Below are 16530 nucleotides of genomic sequence, written 5' to 3'. Positions count from 1 at the left end.
ACCCTATTTAAACGTTTCATTATTTTTAATTTATGAAAAAAACGTTTTATCTAAATTTTCTATATTAGACTTATCTTTATATGGGGGAATTATTATGAAATTAAGTCAGTTTTTTTCTGTAAAATCACATGTATCAAAAGATGAAATACAAGGTGAAATCCCCAGCGATAAAGAAATTTATAAAAAGACCTTAGGTGTTGCCTGGCCTTCTACGCTGGAAGCCGTTTTGATTTCGCTCATTTCTTCTGTCGATATGATCATGGTTGGTTCCATCGGAGCCGATGCGATTGCTTCTGTCGGCATCACCAATCAACCGAAGTTTATTATTTTAGCGGTAATCTTATCTTTAAATGTGGGAGTTACTGTTGTCGTTTCAAGAAGAAAGGGCGAACAGGATAAAGATGCGGCAAACCGCTGTTTAAGACAAGCATTGATGATTTGTATCGGTGCCGCTTTAGTATTGTCCATAGCGGGAATTATTTGGGCTAAAGATATCCTTTATCTTGCCGGTGCCAATGACGAATATGTCGATATGGCCGCCACTTATTTTAAATTGATTATGGTCGGTAATATTTTTTATAGTATGTCGTTGACGATCAATGCCGCTCAAAAAGGATGTGGGAACACTAAAATCTCTATGAGAACGAATCTAACTGCCAATGTCGTTAATTTAATTTTTAACTTCTTGCTCATCAACGGGATAGGCTTTTTTCCTAAGATGGGAGTTGCTGGTGCCGCTATTGCTACCTCATTAGGAAATATAGTTGCCTGCATCATGTCATTTATGTCTTTACGTCATCAAGAAGAATTCCTGCATTTTTCTTTCCACCAAAACTGGCGTTTCGATAAGAAAACATTGCATGATCTATATTTTATTACCTCTTCTTCTTTTGTGGAACAAGTCTTTATGCGTATTGGTTTCTTCCTTTACTCAAAGACCGTGGCAACTTTAGGGACTATTGCTTTTGCCACACATCAAGTCTGTATGAATATCATCAATCTTTCTTTCTCGTTTGGAGACGGACTATCTGTCGCCACTTCTTCTTTAGTTGGGCAAAGTCTGGGTGCCAAACGAAAAGATATGGCAAAAATATACAGCACTTCTACGCAAAAGCTGGGAAAGGTAGCCGCTGTTTTAGTGGGAACCTTCCTGATTGTCTGCCGTTATCAGATTTTGGGTCTCTTTACTAATGATCCGGTCATTATCCAAACCGGCGGCAATATCGTTTTTATCATTGTGTTAACTGTTGTCTTCCAGATTACTCAAGTCATTACTTTTGGTTGTCTGCGAAGTGCCGGAGACGTTAAATTTACTGCGATGATTTCTTTAGTGAGCGTTACAGTGGTACGCCCGGTCTTGACTTACCTATTAGCTTTCCCATTAGGACTAGGATTAATTGGGGCATGGCTCTCTCTTTTCTTAGATCAGCTCATTCGTTATTTTGCTTCCCGAATACGTTATCGCAAAGGAAATTGGGTCAATCTTAAAGTTTAAGGTGCTTAGCACCTTTTTATCATATAAAACAATCAGTTGTATCCGACTTTGCTTTTATGATAAAATCAGGGAGTAAATCAAGTCTTCATTCAGGAGGAACTTATGCTAATCACAATAAAAAACTTAAACAAACGCCACGCTGACCGACAAATCCTAAAAGAGGCTCAGCTTATCATCAATGATCAAGATAAGATTGGGATCATCGGAAAAAACGGTGCCGGGAAATCCACCTTATTGAAAATCATTGCCGGAATTGAGCAGATGGACAGCGGTGATTATATTACAGGTGGAAATATAAAGATCAGTTATTTAAAACAAATGCCCGATTTTCTTGAGGGTCAAACCTGTTTTAGTTATATCAGCAGTCAGTTAAAAGAGAAAGATAAAGTGAATGACTATGAAATCAAAGCGATTTTATCTAAATTAGGAATCTATGATTACGACCAGCAGATCAGCCAATTGTCCGGTGGACAAAAAAAGCGTGTTGCTTTAGCATTGGCATTGCTTTTACCTAGCGATCTGCTGCTTTTAGATGAACCAACGAACCATTTAGATCAAGATATGATTTTATGGCTGGAAAAATATTTAATCAAATATCCCGGAGCTATCGCCATGGTAACACATGACCGTTACTTTTTAGAGCGCGTCTGCAACAAGATGGTAGAGATTGACCGCTGTGACTTATTTTGTTATCAAGCCAATTACTCTGCCTATCTCGAACAAAAAGAACTCACTCAGGCCCAAATGATTGCCAGTGACCATAAACGTCAGCAATTTTTAAAAAAAGAACTGGAATGGGTACGTGCCGGAGTTCAGGCACGCTCTACAAAAAGCAAAAGCCGATTAGAGCGCTTCGAAAAATTATCTCAAATCGCTTCTGTTTCACAGGATAAGGAATTTGACCTTTCTTCGATCGCCAGTCGCCTTGGCTCTAAAACAATCGAGTTAAAAGAAGTGACTTATCAACTAGGTGATCGTACACTTATCCAGCATTTTTCATATTTGTTTTTACGTCATGATCGCGTAGGGATCATCGGAGCTAACGGAATCGGTAAATCGACTTTACTGAATATCATTGCTCAAATCAAACAGCCAACTGCCGGTGAAGTTATTTTAGGTGATACGGTTAATATTGGTTATTTTTCACAAGAAATTCAAGGAATCGATGAAAATAAACGAGTTATCGATATCATTCGTGATTATGCCGAACATTTTCAAACCAGTGAGGGACAATTAAGTGCTACCCAGCTTTTAGAACAATTCTTATTTGAAAAAGAAAAACAATATACCGTAGTAAACCGCCTTTCCGGCGGTGAAAAGCGACGTTTATTTTTACTGACTGTTTTACTTAAACAGCCAAATGTCTTGATTTTAGACGAGCCTACTAATGATTTTGATATCCCGACTTTAAATGTCCTAGAAGATTTTCTGGATCAATTTAGCGGAATCGTTATCACAGTCAGCCATGACCGTTATTTCTTAGATCGTGTTGTCGATCAGATTTTCGCTTTTGAAGAAAACGGAGTCATTCAGCGATACATGGGCGGATTCAGTGATTATTTAGAAAAAAAGACAACTCAGAAAGAAACTGTGAAAGAAGCCAAAAAGAAAGTCATAAAAAAAGTCAGTACTGTCAAAATGACGTATCAGGAAAAGAAAGAGTTTGAATCAATCGAATCTGAAATCAGTCATTTGGAAACACAATTAGCAGAAATTGAAAAAGAAATGAACACATTCCATGATGATTATACAAAGATCATGGATCTCACAAAAAAACAAGAACAGCTTGAAACTACTTTGAAAAAAAAACTGGAACGTTGGGAATATTTAAGTGAACTAAACGAAAAAGTGATGCAGGCACATTAGCCGCATCACTTTTACTATTTGCCAAAGCAGAAATTTTATCGCGTTCCCTTAAACTATTTTATATAATAAAGATAAGGAAGGTGATGTATAATGAAAAAATCTCTACTTCAATCCTTTATTATTTTCTTTTTAGTACTCGTTGTAACGGGTACCGGTATCGGCTTTTATTCTTTGCAAAAGCCTTTCTCTTCCCCACCTGATTACACAAAACTGACGATTTATGAGGAGGCCTCCCATTATATTCATGTTTTATCACAAAACCATAATGTTTCAGATGAAACTTTGGATTCAAAAATCAATGTGGCTTTTGCGGATGATTCCCTACATTTTGGCAAACTTATTCATCATCTTCAAATTACCTCTGATTGCAGTATCCAGCTTTGCTTTTATATTCAGTTTAAAAATAACCCCAACACGCAGGCCCCAGAAATCATCACAAGTGTGGACCATGCCGAAGTAAACATACAAGATTCACAGGCAGCCAAATCATATAATGGTACGCTTTATTATATTTTAGATTCTAATGGTGTTCTCATTTGGGATTTAAACGGTAATATTTATAATGAAGGGAATACTTCTTATAAAAATGAACCTAGAAGTACGGAATCTGCTTTTGTTCAATATGTCATTGACGGCTTATACGAACATTATAAGTATATTCATGATTCGGGGCGATTGAGATTGGATGATACGATTATTATTTCATATTAAAAAGCAATGCCCATCAAGAAACGGCATTGCTTTTATATTATCTTTCCATTAAATGGATTAAAATGGACAATTTCATTGTAAAAATTAACTGCCGCATATTTGCCATCTGTTATTCTTAATCCAATATAAGCGTTGTTCATATTTTTAGTGACCCCACTCGATTCGCATTTTTTTATTTTCCATAATTCTTGCCCTTCTTGATTCAAACAATAAATATTACAATGCGTTTGAACATCTAAATCAAAGCCTAATAATACAAAAATATAAGATTTACTCATCATAACATTATAGATTTTGTTTGGAAACACGATTTCTTTACCATTAAGTTGAAGACAATTATCTTGAAAGGTCATTTTTCCACGCTCCTATTCTGATATAAGAATACATTATAAAATATGCAAAAATATAGAATAAATACTAAAGATTCTCGAAAGGTTTAAAAAATTTCTTAATATTCGGTAAAAACCGGCTAAAACAAAAGAATGAGTTCTCCCCCTATTCCTAATTTTCAAGTATAATAAAGATAAGGAAGGTGGTTTATTATGAAAAAGAAATTCTTTAAACATAGCTTATTGGTTATTTTGGTCATCATTATCGGTGTCATCTGTCTTGCTGCCTATTTCAAAGCCAAACAACTGCAGCCGGACCCAAATTTCACTGAATTTACCGCTTACCAAGATCATGCCGATTATATCGACGCGATTAAGCAAGACGCCAGTATTCCGACAGATATTCTCAATGAGCTGCTGAAACGTGCCGAAAATGATCCTTCTATTCATTATGGGTTATTCGTTTATCATCTTCAAGTCACATCAAAATATACCGTTCGTCCTTATTTTTTCGTTCAATATGAACAGGATGAAGAAAACCAAAAGATCACAAAGATTGAATACGGGAACATTAACCGTCAAGATGTAAATAAAAACAAGCAATTTATCGGAAAAATGTTTTATAATATAGAATCTCTCAATAAGATTGCTTGGCAATTAGAAGGTAAATTTATGAATGGGAATACTACTAGTGAAAGCAGAAAATATTGGGATACCGGTGGCGTGACTGTTGAATATAGCGCAAATGAAGAAAGTACCTATTACCACTACCTCAATACAGAAGGTTATATCAGTTTTCAGGATCTGTCAAAAAAATGATTACAACGCCTTAGTCCCATTCCAAAAAGTTTCTAATTGTTTTGAAACATGATCCACTGAGGTTTTCTGCAAATGTTTCCATTCTCGTGGAAACATTTTTGTATACTCTTTTGAAGCATAACGTTCATCCAGCAATAAAATTACTCCGCGATCCTGATGGGTACGAATTACACGTCCGGCTGCCTGAAGCACTTTATTCATCCCCGGATATTTATACGCATAATCATACCCATCTGTTTCAAAGTAACTTTTGATGAGATCTCGTTCTAACCCCAGCTGCGGCAGTCCTACTCCCACTATAATTGTGCCAATCAACTGCTCCCCTTTAAAATCAATCCCTTCTGAAAACATTCCACCCAAAACCGTGAAAAATACCTGTGAACGATCTTTTACAGTTTTGAAATGATCAAGAAATATGCTTTTATCTTCCAAACTCATCTGTCCTACTTGTTTATAAACGTAAACTTCATCATTTGGCATAAAACGCTGATACACTTGATTAAGGTATTCATAAGAAGAAAAGAAAATTAAATAATTTCCAATTTTTCCCTTTGCCAGTTTAGAGATATACTGACAGATTTTATCATAAGAATAGACACGCTGACGATATTTTGCCTGTACATCGCTTCCCACTAAAACTAAACGGTTTTGGCTATCAAAAGGGGAATCATAATATAATTTAAGATCATCTTTCTTGCCCCCTAGAATGCGATAAAAATATTGAATAGGAAGCAAAGTTGCACTAAAGAAGATAACAGCTTGTGCCTGAGTGTAATAATCATTAAGCAAACTGCTTGGGTCCATACAGTAAATTTTCAGCATGACATCCCCATCATCAACGGCATAAGTGACATAAGATTCACGATACAATTCATAGATTTTCATAAATGCCACACATTCAAAATATAAATCCAAAATCTCCTGTTCTTGCTCTCCGTTTTCTGACAGGAACTTTTGCATTGCCCATAAGAATCCTTCTACTCGTTTAGCCATTTCTACCGGTGGCTGATAGTCGACGATATAAGGACGATCCGCTAAGTCATTTTTTAGCTGAATCATCACTTCATCCAACGCGATTAAGGCTTTATAAGCATTTTTCGAGCGATCTGACATCATCGTTTTGACTTGACGGATATGGGAATGAAACAGAGCCTTAGAATACATATCTCTTGAACGATCGACTAAATTATGGGCTTCATCCACCAACATAGTTAATTTACTTTCAGGATAAAAGGCCCGCTGTAAATTGACTCTTGGATCGAAAGCATAATTATAATCCAGTATTGAAAAATCACTAAACAAAAATAGGTCTAAAGAAAACTCAAAGGGGCAGACCTCGTGTTTTAAAGCAAATGTCTGAATATTTTCTTTATCATAAGTATTGGCGTGTGCCATGATATCCAGCATCGCCTGATTTACCCGGTCATAATGATTTTTGGCGTAAGGGCAATAATCCGGATGGCAATGACGTTCTTCAAGAAAACACATTTGATCTTTGGCGGTAATTACCACCGTTCTTAAAGTCAGCCCGATTTCTTCAAGATGACAAAGTGTTTCTTTAGCAACGGTACGAGTAATCGCTTTTGCAGTCAAATACATAATCTTGTTTGTATGCCCATGATGCAATGCTCTTAAAGCAGGAAATATGGTTCCTAACGTTTTTCCCAGTCCGGTTGCCGCATGAATAAAAAGCTTTTGCTTATTTTTAATTGTATAATAGACGGCATTCATCATTTCCTGCTGACCATTTCGATACTGATCATAAGGAAAAGCCAATGTTTCCAAAGATTGATCACGAATTTCTTTAAAATCAAAATACAGCTTAACGAACGCATGATATTGTTCAACGATTGAAAAAAAGATCGTTTCGATCTGATCAAATAAAAAATGTTCCTTTAATATTTTCTGATCTTTATTATTCACATCATAATATGTCAGCTGACAATCTATTTCTTTGAGATCATTTTGAACACAATAAATATAAGCATAGCACATCAGCTGGTGGAAATGGCGTGGATTGACATGATCAAGATCTAAATCATCTAAAGGATAGGTAACAGATTTAATTTCATCAATACAAATTTCCTTCTCTGAAATAATTAATCCGTCCATCCTGCCCTGAAGAACATATAAAAAACCGGCATATTCAAATTCATAGTTTAAAGCGACCTCTGCCTGATAAAATTCGCCTTGTTGTTTTTGTATAAGCTGATGAATGCGGGTCCCTTCAACGGCTCGGTTATTCGCTGAAATTTCTGTAATGATATGTCCGCTGCGACTGATGAACTCTACCATTTCTCGAATTGAACATCTTACTGTTTCCATGCATCCACCTCTTTTCTCCATTATACATATTTTTTACTTTAAAATCTATGTGCTTGTGAGAATATTCAATTTATGGTAGGATACCACTAGGAGATGAGGATATGGACAAGAAATTTGATGACCTTCTCAACAGTGTATTTGGGACGAAAAAAACATTAGAAAAAATGGAAAAAGAGCATAAAAAAAGTGGGGATTTAGTTAGTGAGTTGGAACAGATGAGCAAACAAATGGATCAGTTGATCAAAGAAAACAGCCGTCAGATGATGAAAAACACCAGCAAGCAAATGGATAAACTGCAGCAGAATTTAAAGGAAGAGATGAAGGAAGAAACACCAAAAGAAATTGATTTTGGTGATTTTGAAACAAAACTTAAAGATATCATGATTGGTCAAGATCGATTTATCCATCAGCTCGTTATTGCGTTTAAAAGAGCGAAAATTGCCGGAAATCGAATTGGTAAAATCAAAAATAATATTTTAGTTTTAGGGAAACAGGGAACCGGAAAGCAACTTGTATTAGATAAGTCAAATGAACTGCTTTATCTGTTAGGAGAAGTAAAAAGCAAAAATCTTCATATCATGGATTTATCTCTTTACCCCTCTCAAGGAGAAGAAAAATTGTTTTTACAAGACCTCTTCGCCCTGCTTTCTAAAAGTGACAGTATTTTAGTTTTCTTGAATTTTGAACAATGCTTTACAGGATATTTATCTATGATTACTCAATTATTAAAAACTGGGAAAATCACATTAAATAAACGTTACATTTTAAATAATCATCAATTAGTAGAAAGTACAAATGTACTCTCAAGTGATTCCATCGGCAGCCTGGAAGCGAATCAGCAATACCTGATTTTTGTTTCTGATCAGTCAATAAGCCAGTTAACTGCAAAATTGGGAACAAAGTTTATTCAATTATTTGGCGATATATGCGAAACAAATGCCTTTAGTGAAGAAGAAGTGGCAGAAATCACCAAACAACAGCAGTTCATCTTTATTCAGCGTTGTTTAAATCAATTACAGATCGATGTCACTGTTGATCCCAAATTGGAAACGACCATATTAAAAAAATATGATCCCCAACAAGGCATCGAATCCATTCAATATCAATATGACAAATTGTATCAAGGATTAGTAGAACTAAAACTTCAAGAAACACGTCCAATTAAAAGCGTCACTATACAGCAGGATATGTCTGTTTTAGTGGATGAAATCGTTTATCCGTTGGATCACCTCTTACCTAATCAAAGCAATTTAGAATTACAACAAGTGATTGATGAACTCGATACGATTATCGGTTTAAAAGAAATCAAAGAATATATTCTTTCTTTAAAAGATCATTATGAAATCATGAAACTAAGAGAACAAAGTGGTTTTAAAACATCGGACATCTCTAAACATATGATCTTTACCGGAAATCCCGGAACTGGAAAAACGACGATTGCCCGTATTGTTTCACGTTATTTAAAAGCAATCGGTATTTTAGAAAGCGGTCAATTAGTGGAAGTCAGCCGCGGAGATTTAGTTGGACGCTATGTCGGACATACGGCACCATTAACCAAACAAGTGGTAGAATCAGCACTTGGCGGGGTACTGTTTATTGACGAAGCTTACTCACTTTATCGTGGAAAAGAAGATTCATTTGGTTTGGAAGCAATCGATACTTTAGTAAAATGCATGGAAGACTATCGCGATCAACTGATCGTCATATTAGCCGGTTATACTAAAGAAATGAGCGAGTTTTTAGAAGCAAACTCTGGATTGAAGTCACGCTTCCCTAATATTATTGAGTTCCCGGATTACACCGCACAGGAACTGTTGGATATTACCTTCAATATTGCCGCTTCAAAAGATTATCAGATTGATGAAGAGTGTTTCCAGCCGTTGCTTCATTATTTTGAACAAAAACAAAAGACCGATTCACAACGAAGCGGAAACGGTCGTATGGCACGAAATTTAATTGAACAGGCCATGATCAATCAGGCCAAACGTCTGATTGTTGAAAAAGAAGCCTCAATCAATCAGTTAAAACTTTCTGATTTTGATTTCGTTAAATAATATTTCTTAGGACTAAATCTGTTATTCCCGGATTTAGTCCTATTTCTATTTTTATCACCTTAGGATGATGCCGATAGGTCTGACGAACCATTTTCCTTAACGCATCGCCTTGATGAAAACCATGAACAATGCGTAACCGATATACATTCGTTTTCGCTTTTTTTAATTGCGAATCAATATAGGTCTTTGCCTGATACTGATTCATCCCATGTATATCAATTTCAATAATACCACCATTCATTTTCATCACCCTATTCATTATAGCATCATTCGCAGTGTTGTTTAAGCATAGCGATACTTTTTTTCAAATCATAATCTCCCATATTTAATAATAGAATCATTTGATTTTCATTTTCTTCCATGATTCGCATTTTAAACACTGCCGGCAGCTGCTTTACAAAATTATCAAAATCTAATTTTGATATTCCGATACTAACTGAATAGATTGCATAAATATCAAAATCAAATTCTTCCATGCTTAGTGTCAGCATTTTTCCCGATACTACGTTCCCATTCGTAAAGTCAACCGCTTCTGAATGCAATGTATAAGTCACTTCTTCATCATTTAATGTCAATAATAATTCCTGCAGCAAGAGACTGGGAATGTTTCGATCTACTAATATTTTCTCTTTAAATTCAATCAAGCTGCCGGCAAAGCTGATGACACCATCCATGGCATAATGCGGGTAGTTTAATGAAGAAAAGTGAGTAAAGCCAATGTTGTAGCAATGCGGTAATAAAGTCGTTTCATTTTGATCTAGGTTTATAATGTTAATCTCTTTCATAGTTCCCTCCATTTATCTAGTACATTATATGAAGGAGAACAGAAAAAATTTAAGATTTATTGTATTTCCATATAAAAAATCACCTTGTTGAGATAAGGTGATTATTTCTAAATAAGTTTTTTGTGTTTCCATTTACCGCTTTTCCAACGCCAAATAAAGCACAGTGATCTAAAGCACCAGTCTAAAATCATGGCGATCCAAACCCCCATGACCCCCATATGAAAGACATAAGCTAACACTAAACATGCACAGATTCTAAATGCCCACATAGAGAAAATAGAAATAGACATTGTAAATTTCGCATCATTTGCTGCACGGAATACATTAGGCAACGTAAACGCAATTGGCCAAACCAAGATGGCGAACACCGTATGTAATACAAGCAATTCAAATGCCGTTGCCGTTGTCTCCGGTGATAAACTGTATAATCCTAAAATCGGTTTACACAAAGCCAAAATCACAACATTTAAAACCAACATCGATATAAAAGTAATCTTCATTAAATATTTAGAATAATGTTCTGCCTGTTTATAATCTTCAGCCCCGACACATTGTCCAACAACCGTAACAATAGCGAGTCCCATCGCCGCTCCGGGAATAATCTCTAATCCGGCGATATTGTTCGCAACCGCATTCGCGGCAATCGCCACTGTACCAAATGAAGCCACTACGCCTGCTACTAAGATTTTACCAATCTGAAACATTCCGTTTTCTAAACCGTTGGGCACCCCAATTTTCAAAATCGTTTTAATCATGCCAAAATCAAATTTGAAATGAAAGTAATGGCGGACATTAATCATTAAAGACTCACTTCTAAGCATCCATAGCATCGTCATAGAGCCAACTACACGAGAAAACAAAGTCGCTAATGCTGCCCCTAAAACACCCATGTGAAAGACAAAAATTAACACCGCATTCCCCACAATGTTCAACATATTCATAATAACGGAATTATACATGGAGATTTTTGAATTCCCCATCGATCTAAACAAAGCCGCTCCGGCATTATACAATGCAATAAACGGATAAGAGATTGCAGAGACAGTAAAATAGATCTGTGCATTGCTCATGACTTCTCCATCGATATTAAAAATCAAGGCTAATAACGGACCTTTTACCAACAAACAGACAATCATCACGACCAGTGCTAACGCTCCGGTTACAAACACCAATTGTTTTGCGGCTTTATTGGCATTATCATGATCCTTTTTACCTAAATATTGACTTGCCACAACCGCCCCTCCTGTTGCAAGGGCTGAGAATATATTGATTAACAAAATGTTAATCGTATCGACAAGCGATATCCCTGAAACCGCTGCTTCTCCACAAGAAGATACCATCATCGTATCTGCCATTCCAATTGTCATGGCAAGTACCTGTTCGATAATCAGCGGAAAAATTAATCTTTTTAAATCCTGCTTACTAAACATGTCATTTCCCCCTAAACATGTAAAAATTATACGCTCATTTATTTTTTTATCAACATGAAATGTTAAGATTTTGTTAAATTCGATAAAACATGACCAACAAAAGATAATCCTATTAAGACCGTGACATCCTATTATTAAGATCATTTTCTATAAATATGATTCATTATTCAAACAGCAAATTTCCTACACTTCTTTATCGCTGATCTTTATTAATTCCTAATCCCCCACATATAAGCCCATCATATTTTGCGTACCCGTCATCCCCTATTAAAAAAACAACTAGAGACCTAGTTGTTGTAAAAGTCATGAATATCCATAATATTTTGCGGCGGTACACGATATCCCGTTTTAAGCTGACACCATAATTCAACATGTTCGTTTAACGCAATGACATCCATTGCATAATAAACTAACTGCAGCAGAACATCTTCCCTATTTTGAGAAGGGGCTAAACTGGCTAAATCAAAGTTGCTCAAATCTTCGGTAAATTTGATTAAGTAGGTTTGATGATCAATATCCCAATAAGAGAGTAAATCATCATCATTATAAATCTCTGCCAGTAAAGTCAAAATCTCCGGACGAATTTGATTTTTTGCGGAATAATAACCGAAATCCCCAACCCGTAAATATACATGAGTAGACTGATCATCATATATTTTTTCTTTTAATGGCTGAAATTTGGGATCATCTAAAGATTCTGTTTTCCCACGATAGCTAATTGTCTTATCTAAGAGATCAAATAGGATCTGATGTTCTTTTAAATAAGCGGTTAAACTGTTTTGCGTAGATAACACGGCATACAGATTAGATAACCCATGTTCTTTTATAAATGCACATTGATCATCATTGGAGGTTACATGCATCCCCACTAATTGCACAGTATCAAAAGGCAGAGCATCATGATCAACATTTAATGTCTCAAGCAATTTAGCCGCATCGTAATCTTGGATATGATGTTCCATATATTGTCGGATTGCTTCAATATCTCTTTGAAGGAATGTCGCTAAACTTTCTAAGGCTTTTGATTTATTTGTAATGTCAAATATTGTCATATTATCCTCCCTTTCGCATGTCTCTATTATAGCTTTTATTCGTTTAATTGTATAGATGAGATATGCTATAATATTAAAAAAGGAGTATACTTATGCAAGACATCGATAAAATCATCGCTTTACAAAATGAATATTTTCTTTCCCAAGCGACAAAGTCTTATACTTTTAGAAAAAAACAATTAAAGACTTTGTATAAAATAATTTCTGATAACACCAAAAAAATTGAAGAAGCATTGTATCAGGATTTAGGCAAACCGGCATTTGAAGCGTATTCTACAGAAATAGGCTTTGTGTTAAACAGTATTACTTATACACTTCGCCATTTAAAAAGATGGATGAAACCAAAAAAATATCTCTCTCCTATTTTTTTATTTGGCAGTTATGATGCCATTACTTATGTCCCTTATGGAATCAGCTTGATTATCGGTCCTTTTAACTATCCTTTTCAGCTTGTAATCGAACCTTTGATTGGGGCTATTGCCGCAGGAAACACTTGTATTGTAAAACCTTCTGAAAACACCCCTTGCACAGCTGACTTATTAGCACAACTGCTGCAAGATAATTTTGAAGAACGCTATATTGCTTGCGTTAATGGGGATAAGGAAGTGACCATCGCCCTGACCCACAGCCCTATTCAGCACATTTTCTTTACAGGAAGCATTCCAGTTGGAAAAAGTATCATGAAAGCTGCCAGTGAGCGTTTGATTCCCGTCACTTTAGAGTTAGGCGGAAAAAGTCCGGTAGTGATCGACGAAACGGCAGATGTAAAAGATGCCGCTAAAAAAATTGTTTGGGGAAAAGCATTAAATGCCGGACAAACCTGCATTGCTCCCGACTATCTTATTATCCATGAACATCAAAAAGATGCCTTTATTGATGCTTGGTCTACTTATGCTAATCAATTTAAAGGACATATGGCTAAAATCGTCAATACACATCATTTTGACCGTTTGATTCAGCCTTTAGACACCGCTATAATTTATAGTGGAGGCACTTATGACAGGGAACATTTACAGATTGAACTGACGCTTGTGGCAGGAAATGAATCAACGTACATGGAAGAAGAAATTTTTGGTCCTATCCTGCCCCTTGTGACCTATCGAGATTTTTCTGAAATTGTTCCGATGATTCAAAAACATCCTAATCCGTTAGCCTTTTATATCTTTTCTAACAATCAACAGCATATTCGAGACCTTCAAAGTCGTGTTGCATTTGGTGGCGGATGTGTTAATGATACGATCAATCATCTGATTTCACATAAAGTTCCTTTTGGCGGAGTAAGTACCTCGGGCATTGGTCAGTATCACGGTAAAGACAGTTTTATTACGTTTTCTCATAAGCAGACAATCCATCATCGTTTTTTAAAAAAGGATATCGTTTCTTTATACCCACCTTATTCTAAAACACTATATCAGTTAGTAAGAAAGATAATGAGATGATCGAAGCAGTTCAGATCATCTTTTTATTATCCAAAATAAAAACAAGCTTTCGCTTGTCAGTCTTTATATACCATATTCGGAAACACTTGTTCTAAAAATTCATCAGGATAAACGCTGTCACAGTAACGCCCTATTATTGAATATGGCGGAATATTACTTCGTCTTAAATTTTGTCGAACTACCGCAGCCAAAGAGATTGCCATATCAAACGCTAGAAAGATGGATAAGATCATGGTCAGCGATTTCCCCAGTGAATAGGGAATTTTTTCGATCCACCTTGATAGAGGCGGATAAACATAATAAACAAAGACTAAAGAAAGCAGTCCCCAAAACAGCATGAACGGTAAAGTTGTGCGTCCATTGATATTTAAAAAATGATGTGAGTAGTCCCATGATGTACTGCCCACGACTTTTTCTTGAAGGAAACTTAGCAAGTATTCAAACCCTCCGCCAATTAACGCTCCATGAAATAAAGTGATATACCATTTTTTAGGTTTACGGCTCAAACATATCACCATTAATAATAGACCGATGGCATATACCGGATTAAAAGGCCCATAAATAACGCCTTGACGCATTACCCATTCGACTCTGCCATATTTAATCCATACTTTTATAAAATGAAGAATTTCTTCATAATAGGTTCCTGCAATGCCGCCAATTAAAAAAACAAAGAAAAGTTTATCATAGCAAAAGCCTTGTGCAAACACCTTTTCAGTTTTATCCTTTGAGCCTCTCATACTTTTTTCCATAAACGTTTCCCCTATTCATTTGTCAAATGTCGACATTTTATATTGCCTTGATTATAACATCATTGTGATGTTAATACAACCACTACCAAGATATGCTGATAAAGCAAAAAGATTCTAAGAAGTGCTTAGAATCTTACTTTTGACGATGGGCTTTTCGCCATGCTTCAATCTGCTTTAAACGTTCCGTCACTTTACTTTCCGTTCCTTGCATTGTAGGCTGATAATAACGACGATCCAACAGTTTTTCTGGCAGACAGTCCATATTGGTAATTTTTTCTTTAGTATCATGAGCATACTGATACCCTTTTCCATAGTCAAGATCTTCCATCAGTTTTGTTGGCGCATTACGAATCACTAAAGGCACCGGTTCTGCCAGTGTTGTCAGGGCATCCTTTCTTGCCATTTCATAGGCTTTATATAACGCATTGGATTTAGGTGCTAAAGACAGATAAGTAACAGCATGCGTCAAATTCACATTGCATTCCGGCATCCCATTGAAATGACAAGCTTGATAACAGGCAACTGCAATCTCTAAAGCTCGACTGTCCGCCATACCTATATCTTCACTGGCAAAACGGATTAAACGTCTGGCTACATAAAGCGGATCTTCACCGGCTTCCAACATGCGGCTTAACCAATAAATCGCAGCATTGACATCACTGTTGCGCATCGATTTATGCAAAGCAGAGATAATATTATAATGTTCTTCCCCGTTTTTATCATAGAGAAGTGATTTTTGACTGATACATTGTTCCACACTTTTTTCATGGATAATCCAACGATCGCCTTCTTTTTCGGCATTTAAAACCAACATCTCCAATGTATTTAAGGAAATCCGTGCATCTCCATTAGCAAATCCGGCAATCATATTTAAAATGGCATCAGACACATCAATCGTTATATTCCCATATCCTTTCGGACTTTTCAAAGCCTGTTTCAATAAATCAACTAAATCTTGTGTCGTCAGTGATTTTAAAACAAAGACCTTGCAACGAGATAAAAGCGCTGAATTTACTTCAAATGACGGATTTTCTGTCGTTGCTCCAATCAATATGATGCTTCCTTTTTCAACAAAAGGTAGAAAAGCATCCTGCTGAGCTTTATTAAAACGATGAATTTCATCAACGAATACAATGGTTTTCCTTCCATACATACGTTCTTTATCCGCTTCTGCCATAACTTGCTTAATTTCTTTGATCCCACTTGTCACTGCACTAAAATCTATAAAACGTGCTTTTGTTTTATGCGCAATGATTCTTGCCAATGTGGTTTTCCCTACTCCCGGCGGTCCCCAAAAAATCATGGAAGGCACTTTGTCATTCTCGATCAAACGATAAAGAATCCCATCCTTATCTAAAAGGTGTTTTTGTCCTACATATTCTTCTAAAGTATCTGGTCGTAATCGTGCCGCTAAGGGTTCATCATCTAATAATCTATCCATCGTCATTCACCTCTTTTTCTATTCTAGCATGA

Annotated in this window: 14 protein-coding genes; 6 read left to right on the top strand and 8 right to left on the bottom strand. The window is 36.0% G+C overall.

Going from position 1 to position 16530, the window contains the following annotated elements; translation table 11 throughout:
* Positions 1-94: 94 nt before the first annotated feature.
* The 3 genes from BN1225_RS07800 (at position 95) to BN1225_RS07790 (ending at position 4072) form a co-directional block, all read left to right on the top strand.
* Positions 95-1495 (top strand): MATE family efflux transporter, encoded by a 1401-nt coding sequence (locus BN1225_RS07800; RefSeq protein WP_052466480.1) that lies wholly within the window; start codon positions 95-97, stop codon positions 1493-1495.
* Between the two features lie 102 nt (positions 1496-1597).
* Positions 1598-3361: an ABC-F family ATP-binding cassette domain-containing protein gene (locus tag BN1225_RS07795; protein ID WP_041139248.1), complete on the top strand. Its 1764-nt coding sequence runs from the start codon at positions 1598-1600 to the stop codon at positions 3359-3361.
* Between the two features lie 90 nt (positions 3362-3451).
* On the top strand, positions 3452-4072 hold the full coding sequence (locus tag BN1225_RS07790) for a hypothetical protein (RefSeq protein ID WP_041139247.1): 621 nt from the start codon (positions 3452-3454) through the stop codon (positions 4070-4072).
* A gap of 32 nt (positions 4073-4104) precedes the next feature.
* On the opposite strand, the gene BN1225_RS07785 is transcribed toward BN1225_RS07790, so the two are convergent.
* Entirely contained in the window at positions 4105-4425 is a 321-nt protein-coding gene (locus tag BN1225_RS07785; protein WP_041139246.1) for a DUF7957 family protein, read from the bottom strand.
* 189 nt (positions 4426-4614) lie between these two features.
* On the opposite strand from BN1225_RS07785, the gene BN1225_RS07780 reads away from it, so the two are divergent.
* Entirely contained in the window at positions 4615-5220 is a 606-nt protein-coding gene (locus BN1225_RS07780) for a hypothetical protein (protein WP_041139245.1), read from the top strand.
* Here the strand turns inward: BN1225_RS07780 and BN1225_RS07775 are convergent, their stop codons facing one another.
* Positions 5221-7545 carry an ATP-dependent DNA helicase gene (locus BN1225_RS07775; protein WP_041139244.1) on the bottom strand — a complete coding sequence of 775 codons (2325 nt, stop codon included), beginning with the start codon at positions 7543-7545 and terminating at the stop codon, positions 5221-5223.
* Positions 7546-7646: 101 nt separating this feature from the next.
* Here BN1225_RS07775 and BN1225_RS07770 point away from each other — a divergent pair, with 101 nt between their 5' ends.
* Entirely contained in the window at positions 7647-9599 is a 1953-nt protein-coding gene (locus BN1225_RS07770; RefSeq protein WP_041139243.1) for an AAA family ATPase, read from the top strand.
* On the opposite strand, the gene BN1225_RS07765 is transcribed toward BN1225_RS07770, so the two are convergent.
* The 4 genes from BN1225_RS07765 to BN1225_RS07750 form a co-directional block, all read right to left on the bottom strand.
* Positions 9592-9840, bottom strand: coding sequence for a Smr/MutS family protein (locus BN1225_RS07765; RefSeq protein ID WP_041139242.1), 249 nt, complete (start codon positions 9838-9840; stop codon positions 9592-9594). The two genes, BN1225_RS07770 and BN1225_RS07765, sit on opposite strands and share 8 nt — an antisense overlap.
* Before the next feature lie 25 nt (positions 9841-9865).
* Positions 9866-10384: a hypothetical protein gene (locus BN1225_RS07760; RefSeq protein ID WP_041139241.1), complete on the bottom strand. Its 519-nt coding sequence runs from the start codon at positions 10382-10384 to the stop codon at positions 9866-9868.
* A 107-nt stretch (positions 10385-10491) separates the two neighbouring features.
* On the bottom strand, positions 10492-11814 hold the full coding sequence (locus BN1225_RS07755; RefSeq protein WP_041139240.1) for an MATE family efflux transporter: 1323 nt from the start codon (positions 11812-11814) through the stop codon (positions 10492-10494).
* Positions 11815-12101: 287 nt separating this feature from the next.
* Positions 12102-12866 (bottom strand): hypothetical protein, encoded by a 765-nt coding sequence (locus BN1225_RS07750; RefSeq protein WP_041139239.1) that lies wholly within the window; start codon positions 12864-12866, stop codon positions 12102-12104.
* Between the two features lie 92 nt (positions 12867-12958).
* Between BN1225_RS07750 and BN1225_RS07745 the strand changes: the two genes are divergently transcribed.
* Positions 12959-14305: an aldehyde dehydrogenase family protein gene (locus BN1225_RS07745; RefSeq protein WP_041139238.1), complete on the top strand. Its 1347-nt coding sequence runs from the start codon at positions 12959-12961 to the stop codon at positions 14303-14305.
* A 56-nt stretch (positions 14306-14361) separates the two neighbouring features.
* Here BN1225_RS07745 and BN1225_RS07740 read toward each other — a convergent pair whose 3' ends face one another.
* Together BN1225_RS07740 and BN1225_RS07735 are read right to left on the bottom strand one after the other, a co-directional pair.
* Complete coding sequence (locus BN1225_RS07740) at positions 14362-15057, bottom strand: putative ABC transporter permease (RefSeq protein WP_052466478.1); 696 nt, start codon at positions 15055-15057, stop codon at positions 14362-14364.
* A 133-nt stretch (positions 15058-15190) separates the two neighbouring features.
* Positions 15191-16498, bottom strand: coding sequence for a replication-associated recombination protein A (locus tag BN1225_RS07735; RefSeq protein ID WP_041139237.1), 1308 nt, complete (start codon positions 16496-16498; stop codon positions 15191-15193).
* Positions 16499-16530 lie beyond the last annotated feature (32 nt).

Origin of the sequence: Beduini massiliensis (assembly GCF_000829905.1) — a bacterium.
Lineage (GTDB): Bacteria > Bacillota_I > Bacilli_A > Erysipelotrichales > Coprobacillaceae > Beduini > Beduini massiliensis.
Note: the sequence above shows the minus strand (reverse complement) of the source record. Positions and strands in the feature narration are given on the sequence as shown.